Origin of the sequence: Streptomyces sp. NPDC093097 (assembly GCF_044754325.1) — a bacterium.
Taxonomy (GTDB): domain Bacteria; phylum Actinomycetota; class Actinomycetes; order Streptomycetales; family Streptomycetaceae; genus Streptomyces.
The window spans coordinates 61,255-71,111 of sequence record NZ_JBIVOW010000033.1 but is presented as its reverse complement, the minus strand read 5'-3'; the positions used below and the strand labels follow the sequence as shown (position 1 = coordinate 71,111).

The 9,857-nt window shown below is 64.6% G+C and carries 6 protein-coding genes; 4 read left to right on the top strand and 2 right to left on the bottom strand.

What is annotated here, in order from left to right; translation table 11 throughout:
* Positions 1 to 725 precede the first annotated feature (725 nt).
* From ACIQE0_RS35980 to ACIQE0_RS35965, 4 genes are all read left to right on the top strand, one after another.
* Positions 726 to 908, top strand: a complete 183-nt coding sequence (locus tag ACIQE0_RS35980) for a helix-turn-helix domain-containing protein (protein WP_038521543.1) — start codon at positions 726 to 728, stop codon at positions 906 to 908.
* A gap of 40 nt (positions 909 to 948) precedes the next feature.
* Positions 949 to 1,431: a site-specific integrase gene (locus ACIQE0_RS35975; RefSeq protein ID WP_402339870.1), complete on the top strand. Its 483-nt coding sequence runs from the start codon at positions 949 to 951 to the stop codon at positions 1,429 to 1,431.
* Positions 1,432 to 1,444: 13 nt separating this feature from the next.
* Positions 1,445 to 2,131: a tyrosine-type recombinase/integrase gene (locus ACIQE0_RS35970; protein ID WP_402339879.1), complete on the top strand. Its 687-nt coding sequence runs from the start codon at positions 1,445 to 1,447 to the stop codon at positions 2,129 to 2,131.
* A gap of 638 nt (positions 2,132 to 2,769) precedes the next feature.
* Positions 2,770 to 4,296, top strand: coding sequence for a hypothetical protein (locus ACIQE0_RS35965; RefSeq protein WP_402339867.1), 1,527 nt, complete (start codon positions 2,770 to 2,772; stop codon positions 4,294 to 4,296).
* Positions 4,297 to 5,377: 1,081 nt separating this feature from the next.
* Here ACIQE0_RS35965 and ACIQE0_RS35960 read toward each other — a convergent pair.
* On the bottom strand, positions 5,378 to 7,540 hold the full coding sequence (locus ACIQE0_RS35960; RefSeq protein ID WP_402339864.1) for an AIPR family protein: 2,163 nt from the start codon (positions 7,538 to 7,540) through the stop codon (positions 5,378 to 5,380).
* 807 nt (positions 7,541 to 8,347) lie between these two features.
* On the bottom strand, positions 8,348 to 9,853 hold the full coding sequence (locus ACIQE0_RS35955) for a class I SAM-dependent DNA methyltransferase (protein WP_402339861.1): 1,506 nt from the start codon (positions 9,851 to 9,853) through the stop codon (positions 8,348 to 8,350).
* Between the last annotated feature and the right edge of the window lie 4 nt (positions 9,854 to 9,857).

The following is a 9,857-nucleotide window of genomic DNA, read 5'->3' as shown; positions in this document are numbered from 1 at the left end:
AGCGAGTACTTTCTGGGGGCGGCCATGGTCAAAGGTCCTCTCATGAGTCCCATCTGACCCTCTGTCAACATCCTCCGCATCTCGGGGGAACCTCACAGCTCTGTGCCGCAACGTAGCTGCCGCTACGCCATTCGGTATCGAACAAAGAAAATTCTGCTCCACCGCACATCCGGCGAACAGGGCGGTGGCTTGTTGGCGACTCTCATCTGCATGAGCTGCCGCAACACGGCCGCATGAACAGGTCTGCCTGGGACGGCGGCCGCGTTCTCCCCGCGTCGTCGTATGCCGAACATCCGTGATGGTGATGACAATTCCGGCCGCCGGTTTCCCTATTACTTCACGTCAGCACCAGACAGATCCGACCCACTACCGGGCGCCACCTGCCGATGTCCGCCGCTCAGCCCTATCCCTTGCCAGCCAAGCCACCTCGTATCTCCATCCCTCGAGATCTGCACCAGCCGACCGAGCCATGCACGGACGCCCACCCCTACCTTTACCTTCGCGATCCCGACGACCAGCGGCACCCATGGGGCGAGGCGAGTGATGACCGCCCCGCTCCCGCGCGACTCCACCCCGCAAGATCGCGGGCTTGACGCCATGGCCGAGATGGAGCGTCCATCGTCCATGCCCGGTGCGGTAGCCGGGCCGCCACCGCGCCATGCACCGCTGGCCCAAGACCCGAGCACAAGGGAGATCACCATGGATCCGGACGGGGCGGTGGGCGCATGACGCGAGGTGGGAGCAACCGGCTGCTGACCGTGGAAGAGGTCGCGGCGTGGCTGAGGGTCAGTGAGGTCACTGTCAGGAACAAGTACCGCGCCTGGGGGATCAAACCCCAGAAGGTCGGTCGTCTCCTGCGGTTCCGCGAGCGCGACATCGCCAACTACCTGGAGGAGCACTACGGGTGAGACCGGGTACCCGAAGCGAGCGAGCAAGGAGTCAGGCGCGATGGCCACCGTCTACCAGAGGTGCAAGAGCGACAAACGCAACGCCAACTACCCGTGCACAAAGCCCCGGTGCGGACATCCGTGGACGGTCCGCTACCGCGAACCGGCCGGCGCTGAACGGCAGCCGAGCTTCGAAAAGAAGTCCCAAGCCGACGCTTTCGCCGACAGGCTGCAACACGACAAGTACGAGGGCCTCTACCTCGACCCCAAACGCGGTGAGGTCACCCTGCGCGCCTACGCCGCGGAGTGGCTGGAGCGCCGGGTCATCAGCGACTCCACCTACCGCAACTACGAGAGCTTCCTGCGGATCCATCTACTCCCTCGCCTGGGTGGCAAGACGATCGCGGGGGTGGAGAGCAAGGACGTCGAGGCTTTCGTCGCTGCGCTGGGGAAGAACCTCGCCTCGAGTACGGTGTGCGATCGCATGAAGATGGTCACCAGCCTCTTCCAGGCCGCGATCAAAAGAGAAGAGACGGGCGGATGACCCCACTGAGGGCATCAAACTGCCCCGTAGTGCGACGCACGCGGTCGACGAGGACGAGATCCCCACCCTGTACGAGGTCGATCTCATCGCCAAGCAGATCTCACCCCAGTACCGCCTGACCGTGTACCTGCAGGCCGGGGCGGGCCTGCGCATCAGCGAGACCCTGGCATTCACCACCGACTGTGTCCGCTCCGACTTCCTGCGCGTGCGCCGGCAGGTCAGCGCGAAGGCGCACCGCGACGACTGCAAGACCCGCTTCATCCCGCTCAAGCACCGAGCCGAGGGGGAGTACCGGGACGTTCCCCTGCCCGCCTTCCTCGCCGAGGAGATCGACGCGCACCTGTGGGAGTGGGGAACGGTGACGACGGCCGGTATGGAGGTGCTGTTCGCGCCGCGCGACCGGGGCAAGGGCATCATGCCCACGGCGAACACCTACGCCTACCACTTCAGGAAGGCACTCAAGGCCGCGGGCATCGTCAAGCCGGACGGGAACGCGAAGTACACCCCGCACGGCCTGCGCCACTTCTTCGCCTCCACCGCCCTCGCCCACGGCATCCCCATCCACGAGGTCTCCCGCTGGCTGGGGCACAAATCGATCAAAACCACCGTCGACGTCTACGGCCACCTCGTCCCCGCCTCATGGGACCGCTGCCGAACAGTGATGCAGACCGCACTGCGCCCCGGGTCGCACACGACTTAATCGCGGGCAGGAACGGTGTCGGTCGCGGGCTGGCTAGGACGCGGGATCATGCCCGAATCGGACGATCACCGCAGGTGATAGCGGAGTCGTCGATGTTTTCCGGTTCACCGAGACGCAGAACCTGACGCATGGGGTGGTCGCAGGTTCGAGTCCCTGGCCGGGCGCGCGATCCGCATGGGAAGGGCGTGACGTGCGGTTCTCTGGAACCGCGCTTGCCGTCGAGGGTATGTACTGCCTTCCGTAGTCATCCGCGGGTGAATGTCCTCGGCGGGGGCGCGGGGCATGGGAACGAGGAGGATCCAAATCTACGTAGTGGGAGTGGGTTGGTGGTCTGCTCAGTTTCCCGGCTCAAGCCATGCGGTGTCGGCCAACGCCGCGTGAGGTGTCTGAAAAGATCGCGTGGAGTTGCCGCTCGGAGGCTTGATCGCTGGCAGGATTCGGTGCGTCCGAGCAGCGTGCACGTGCATAAGAATCGAAGTGGCAGTGGGTTGGGGGCGGTTATGGCCAGAGGGCCGGAGGCCAGAGAGAGCGTTCGCCGGGAGCTATGGAGGCTGGCAAACGGCATGTGCCAGATGTGTCGGCGGGAGCTGGATCCTGGGACTGCCGGTCGCACCCCAACGGCTCAGACGGCGCACAATGTGGCACTCAGCGACCATGGGCCTCGAGCGGACCCCATCCTGCCGATCGAGGCTAGGAACGCCGTATCGAACCTCTTGTTGCTGTGCTCGACCTGCCACGACATCGTCGACAAGGCCAACGGGAAGGCGTACACCGCTGAGGAACTGTCCAGACTCAAGGCGGAGCATGAGACCTGGACCGCCGCGCTGAGGAAAGCCGGACAGGCGTGGAGGATGAGCTACAGCAGCATCGACTATCTCAATGTGCCGAGAGTCGCGATGCTTCCGGGCGGGGATGTCGTGCAACAGGCGGCTCAACGTGCTGGCCTCGACCCGACGCGGCCGTTCTCTGGGCAGGGCTTCGCCCCCGGGATGTTCGTCGGGACGGTGCGTCCCGTCTTCGAGTCGTGGCGAGAGCACGCCGTTCCTCTGGACGAAGCGCGTCTCGATGTGATCCGGCAGGGGATGTACGTGGCGTTCAACGCTCCGATGCGTAGCCACAATACGTCCAACCGGCCGTTTCCTCGGGCGCTTACCGGAGCATGGCAAGACGACCCTTACCTGTCCTTTCGGTTGGGTGGGCGTACGGTCATGATCCGCTATGACCCGCAATGGCTCACCACCGTCACCGCTGGCTCGGATTTGGTCAGCGCAGAGGCGGAGCAGGTCACCTATGCGGGGATCGGCCTTGTCGTAGGTGAATCGGCCGATGCGATTCGGATCTCCGCGCTGTTCTTCGGGAAGCCGCAAACCGCAGAAGGGGCGTACATGAAGTACTTCATTCAGAGCGAGGGCCAGATCCCAAGAACGGTCGCTGTCGATGACTTCGAGACAGGGTTGTCCGCGCGCGGGTCGGGATCCCGGCTGTCGGGTGCTCCTCGTGATCCGAGTAACGATGACGTCACTGTGGCACTGCATTTCAACGAACTTGAGGTCGACCCAGGGCAGATCCAGCGAGAGACATTCCGACAACTGATGCGTGTGGTGCCGGAGTTCCGACGCGACCTTACGGTGGCGGTGGGTACTCTCTTCGCCTACTCGGGGCTGACCGGCCTGCCGAAGCCGCTCGACATCGCTGCCGCCCACTTGGCAGGTGCACCCAAGGTGTGGTCGACGCACTCCATTGATGGCCTGGGCACTCTGCTGGCGGATGTGGAAGTGGCTTTCGCCCTCGTGCGCGGCGTGCGTAGAGGCCAACTCGATGACCTGCACCAAGCGCTCCTCGCCGAGTCGGAGAGCTATCTCGGGGCGGTCGAGGTGAACCTTCGGCGCCCGACACACCAGCGTTTCTACGAGGCGAGCCCCCGCTATCGACTTATTGAGGCGGATCTCCGGCTGCTATACAGCGCCAGGGAGTACTACGGGGATCCCGGCGACTGGGATCACAGACCTCACGAGTTGCTCGACGAGTGGGAATCGGAGCAGATATTCAAGAGCGTGACCTGGGAGGAAGACAAGGAACAAAGTGCTGCTGACGAACGCCAGGCTGAGGAAGAGACGTCTGGGTGGATGGCCATGATTGACCGAGGCGAGACAGCGGCGGAATGATGGACCCGGACCGCCTGGGAATGCCGCACTCTCCGCCAACGCTTTGCGTAGACAGATTGTGAGGATTGTGGCCGCCGGTAGTCGGTGGCACGGTGCCCTTCCGGCGGGAGCCACAAACCAGGGCTGGTCATGCCGCACCTCCTGTGACCTGCGGAGATTCGCTGGTCGTGACCATGTCGACGCATCTACCGAAGACTCGTGGCGGCTGACGTGGCGATCACGCTTTCCGGACTGCTCTGCGATGCGAAGGTTGGTGCCCTCGGTAGGAGCTACAGGACGTGAGGAGTGGAATAGCCGCCGGTGCGGCGCGGGACGTTGGTGGAGACCGTGGCTGTTTCGTTAGGAACCCGGCGTACAGGCCGACTCGTCCGCTTTTCCCGCCCTGACCAGCGAAAACACCCCGGTCGGGGCCTTTGCGGGGGCTGCTGGGCTCCCCTCCCTGACCTGCGGTTTCCCGCGAGTTCCCGCGTGAATGTGCACTGGGTGTGCACTGGGGTGTGTACGTGTGCCAGGGCCGACAGGGGTACCTCCGCAGGGATCGCTGGCGCAACTGTGTGGCTTTAAGACCGGTGTGGAACACGGACCCGGCGCGATGCCGCGCCCGACCGGAGGCGAGCACGTCTGTCGTGAGCAACGGAGGCCGCGACGCAGAACCTGACGCAAGGTGGCCGCGGGTTCGAGCCCCCGGCAGGAGCCGCAATGAAGGGCTAGTCGTGTCACATCCCCTGTGACCTGCGGAGATTCGCTCGTCGTGACGATTTCGGTGCACCTACCGAAGACACGAGTCGGTTGAAGCGCTGATCACGCTCTCTGGCGCTTCACACGCTGCGCGGGTTCTGATCCTCGGTGGGGCGCGATGCAGATGAGAAGGGGCGTGAACTGCGGTCTTCCGGGGCGTGGGTCACCACCGAAGCGACGTACGACGCGGGATGAAGATTGTTCACACGCCCTTTCGGGGGCCCCTAGGACGCCTCTCGGCCAGCTGGCTGCCAGAGGTGACGAACGCTGACCGGCAGGCGAGCCCCTCTGCCGGGCAGCGTCGTTCTAGACAACCGTTCACTGTTGCCCGTTGCAGTCGCGGCTACTCGCCACTTTCCCCTTCGAGGCTTCCGAGAAGGCGTTCAGCGAGTTCGGCGAGAGTTTCTCCGTCTTGGGTGACCCAGCGGGCAGTACCTTGGTTGGAGACAGGGCGTTCTTCCCAGTCGGCGAGTTCCCACATGCGCGAGACCAAGCCGCTGGGGGAATAGCGCTGTCGGTCGTACTCCCAGATGAGTGCCTTGCCAGTGTTGCCGGTCCATGTGGCACGGGACCGGGTCGGGTCCGCCGAGAGCCATGCCTCCAACGCTTCCTGCTCGGCCGGGACATAGAGGCTGAGACGGAGCGGCGCTCCCTCCGAGAGCGCCCGCTGGTTGACGATCACATGGACTGAGTTGGGGCGGCGCGGCTTACGCGGCCGTTCATCCTTGCGGAGGTACTGGGACACATCTCGTGTCTCGCCGCCTGCGGACAGTACAAGCAGAATGTCTGTCACGAGCGCGGCGCACTCAGCGTCGTCGATACACACCCGCTTGAGGTCGGAGCGGGTTCCATGCCGAGTATCCAGAACGCCCAGCAGCACGGGCACTGTGCGTGCCAGCAGTTCCGGGATACGCTTGCTCGCTTTAGCGAACCAGGCGGCATCGGCTTCTGAGGGGTCGGGCTCGCCGATGCCGGCGTCCTCTTCCAACAACTGCCGGAATACGAGGTGCGTGAGGAGGTAGGTGCCGTCGTCGATGACCGCTGCGCCGCGCTTCTCGTACTGGTCGCGTACCGGACGGAGGGCCTTGCGGGTCTCGCGGAGGACGCGGACTGCGTTCCAGGTTTCGAAGACGCCGGGGACGGTACGGAACAGCGGGTCGTAGATGCCGCCGCCACTACGTTCCCACAACACGTCGGTGGAGTCTGCCGCGACCAGCCGGGCGGTGAACCGGCTACCGGAATGTGCGCAGGCCAGCGCGGTCGCTGCCTCGACGACGGAACAGCCCTCGTCTCCTTGCGGCTCCAGGTCGCCCCGTCGGACGCTATACACGAGGTCGAGTTCCGCTCGGAACTCCTCGATGAGGACGGCCTGGATGGGATCGAGGGCGATGCGGTCGCGGTCCTCAATGTGATTCTGCCGGTTGGTGGCCTGGGTGGTGCGCTTGGCGAAGTCGGTATCGCCCCCGGTGACGATGATGCGAACTCCGACCTCGGCCAACTCCGCGTCTTCGTCCTCCTTGGCCGCGTCAATGACAGCGCGCACGGTCTGGGCGCCGTTTACCACGCTCGCGCCGTGCGCGGTCAGTCGGAGTGGGAGACGTTCCGGCTGCTTCTTGGACCCCTTCTCGACCTCCACGGAGTCGCACAGGATGGTGATGCCGTTGTTGAAGTACCAGAAGTTGGAGGGCTCTTCGGTGAGGGTCTCCACCAGCTCGCTGTTGATGGGCGTCACTCCGAGCGGGTTGCGTATGTTGTGGTCGAAGAGTCGGTTGCCGTACGCGGCCCACTCCACGATCTGCTCGGCCTGTACCACGCCTTGGTACGCCTGCTGGTCCGAGGGGGAGCAGGCGAACCACGGGGACAGAGTCACCTCAAGAGTGATCGGCTCGGGCCTCTGGTCGTCCCGGGCTCTCGCGTAGATCTCCGGGGAGTGGATCACACGGTGGAAGACGTGGGTCCCGTCGTGGTTGAAGTCCTTCTCCCCGTTCGCGATGGCCTGGCGTACTCCTGGGGAGAGTTCTCTCGTCCCCATGAGGATGATCACCTGGGTCACCTTGGTGAGGTCTGAGCCCAAGAGCTCTTTGGCCTGGTCGGCCAGTACCCGGCCTCGCGGGTTGAACTGCCGTGATTCCCCGGCATCTATCAAGGTGAGCCCGGAGAAGAGCTTCAGAACTGCGGTCTCGTCGGCTTTGGCTGTTCCTGACTCGCTCCACTTGGCCTGGACGAGGTAGATGTGGGCGTTGTCCTGGTCGACGGCTATCGCGTCGATCCCCTGGTCGCCTCCGCCGTCGATGACGCAGGCTGCCGACTGGGCAGGCGTCCAGTCGGTCACCATACGCACGGCGTGTGCGGCAAGGGCACGGGAACGCCGGGCGATGACGAGGTCCTCCGGCCTGCGGTTGCCGAAGTCGCTCATGTCGATGAGGTCGCCGTACGCCGAGTCTAGGAAGTTGGCGACTTGCCGGACCTGGGTGGGAACGTCGGGGCGGCGCGGAGGGGTGCTCATGGTTCTCCGGGGCAGGGTGTCGACGGTGTGGTGCGGTGCAGCGTGATAGCTGAACTACTGGCTGGGATCAAGTGAGTCCACGACGGCTTGGAAACTGCTGCTCGCGCTGTTCAGTTCGACGACGATAGCGGCAGCAATATTGCGCGAGGAGCCGGGGCCTGGCGGTCTTCGGCGACATCGGCCCAGAGTTCTAGGTTGGTGCTGTGATGGCCGAAGAGTTCGGCCACGGGGTACGGCTTGAAGCGAACCGAGGGGGTGCGACTTGTGCAGTCGGGGTCTTCGGCGGAGCGCGAAGCAGATGACACTGGGCATGACGTGCGGTTCTCCGGATCCGTGGTCGCCGTCGAGGGCACGTACGACCTTTCGTAGTCGCTGACTGCACGTGCATCCCCTGGACGGTAGCTGTAATTCCACACACACCTAGAGGATTCAGAGAGGCTGCGTCGCACGGACATTGCCTCGGGCGCTTGGGGCTTGGCAGGAGGGCGAGGAGAGCGCGATGCTTGGGGGCGAATCGCGGGATGCTGCCAAGTTGGCGATCACCTTCGGGAGTCGTCGCGTCTTGGTAGCCTCGGCGCAAATTGATCGTCAGAAGCCTGCAGCGCGGAAGTATCTGCTGCAGTGTCGACGGGGCGGGAGCCACGAATCAGGGTTGGTCGTGCCGCAACCCCTGTGAGCTGCGGAGATTCGGTTGTGGTGACCGTGTCGACGCATCTGCCGAAGACGCTTGCCGGCTGATGCGGTGATCACGCGTCTCGGGCCTCTCTTGCGCTGCGCAGGTTCGAGTCCTCGGCGAGACACAGAGTCTTATTTGAATGCGTCTGCCACGGCCTTGAAGTGCCGCTGGGCTGCTCCCAGCTCGTCCGCGATGCGCAGGGCGATGTCGCGGGGCGGCTCGAACTCCAAGAGGTCCGGCTTCAGATGGGCGTACAGATCGAGGTTGGTTCCCACCTGATCCAGCAGTTCTGACGCTTCATAGGGGCGAAAGCGGTCCGATTCCGTACGCGCGGAGAACCCCCCGTCCGGGCGGTAGGCGGCCAGGAAGTCGGCGAAGTCAGCCTCGGTGACCGGGTTTCCAGTGTCCGTGTGGTGGGTGTCACTACGGGCGTCGTAAACCCATAATGTGCGGGTGGCGGGCTCGCCACTCGGCTTGGGAGCGGCCTTCGCGAAGAAGAGGATGTTCGCCTTGACGCCCTTGCGGTGGAAGAGCCCTGTAGGCAGTCGCAGAAGCGTATGCACATCGCAGTTCTGAAGCAGCCGCTGGCGGATTGTCGCTGCTGCGCCGTTGCCGAAGAGGACACCATCCGGGACGAAGACGGCCGCGCGGGCGCCGATGGGCAAGGTGATCGCGATGTGCTGGAGGAAGTTCGTCGGGAAGTCACCGAATGACCAGAAGTCGGTGCGAAGGTCGGCGTTCGGCGGGGTGCTGTTGCTCTTGAATGGCGGATTGCAGATCGCCACGGTCGGGACAATCGTGCTGTCGGATCGACGCACTGCTGTGCCTTGGGCCAGCAGGGAGTCGCCCTGCCGGATGGGCGCCGGCGCGTGAAACGGGCGACCGGTGCCGAGCAGGATGTTCATCGTGGCCAACCTGCACATTTGTGCGTCGAGGTCGGCGCCGGCGATCGCCTCGGGACCGATGTGGCCTTCGTGTGCCGCCATGATTCGCTGGGCGGCGAGGAGGGCACTGCCAGTGCCGCAGGCCGGGTCGATCACCACGTCACCGGGCCGCACGGCGAGGGCCTTCGCTACGACCGTCAAGATGGGGCGGGGAGTGAGGGTCTGGCCGGTATCTATTTTCGTGTCGATGTCGTCGCGGCAGTCAGCAATCAACCGATCGAAGGCGCGGCCGAGCTCGCCACGGGCAACCGTGCTCCAGCGGTATGGGGCGATCTCCTCGACGATCAGCCTGGACAGCTCCGACATGCGCTCCACGTTCCATGGCTGGGCATCGCGGAAAAGGACGCTAGCGGTCTCACGCTCGGGGGCACCCTGCGGGGAGGGTTTGCCCAACTCATCCATTAGCGCACGGAGTTCGCTGTGTAGTTCGTCGCCGCTGAGGCCCGCGATCCGGGGCCAGGCACCTGCAGGGGCCACCGGCTTGGTGCTTAGGCGTCCGCCGCGCTGGGAGCGCTCGTGGTCGAGCTTGAGGAAGAGCAGATAAGCGATGTGCTCGACGAAGGCGAGCTTGGTCACCGCGCGGGTGCTCGTACGCTCACGGTAGAACCGCCACAGACGGTTCGTGATGTCCTCGCTCGCCCAGCTCGCTTCCTCACGATTTGCTGCCGCCCCGCCGCCGTACCCGTTGGCCATTCCC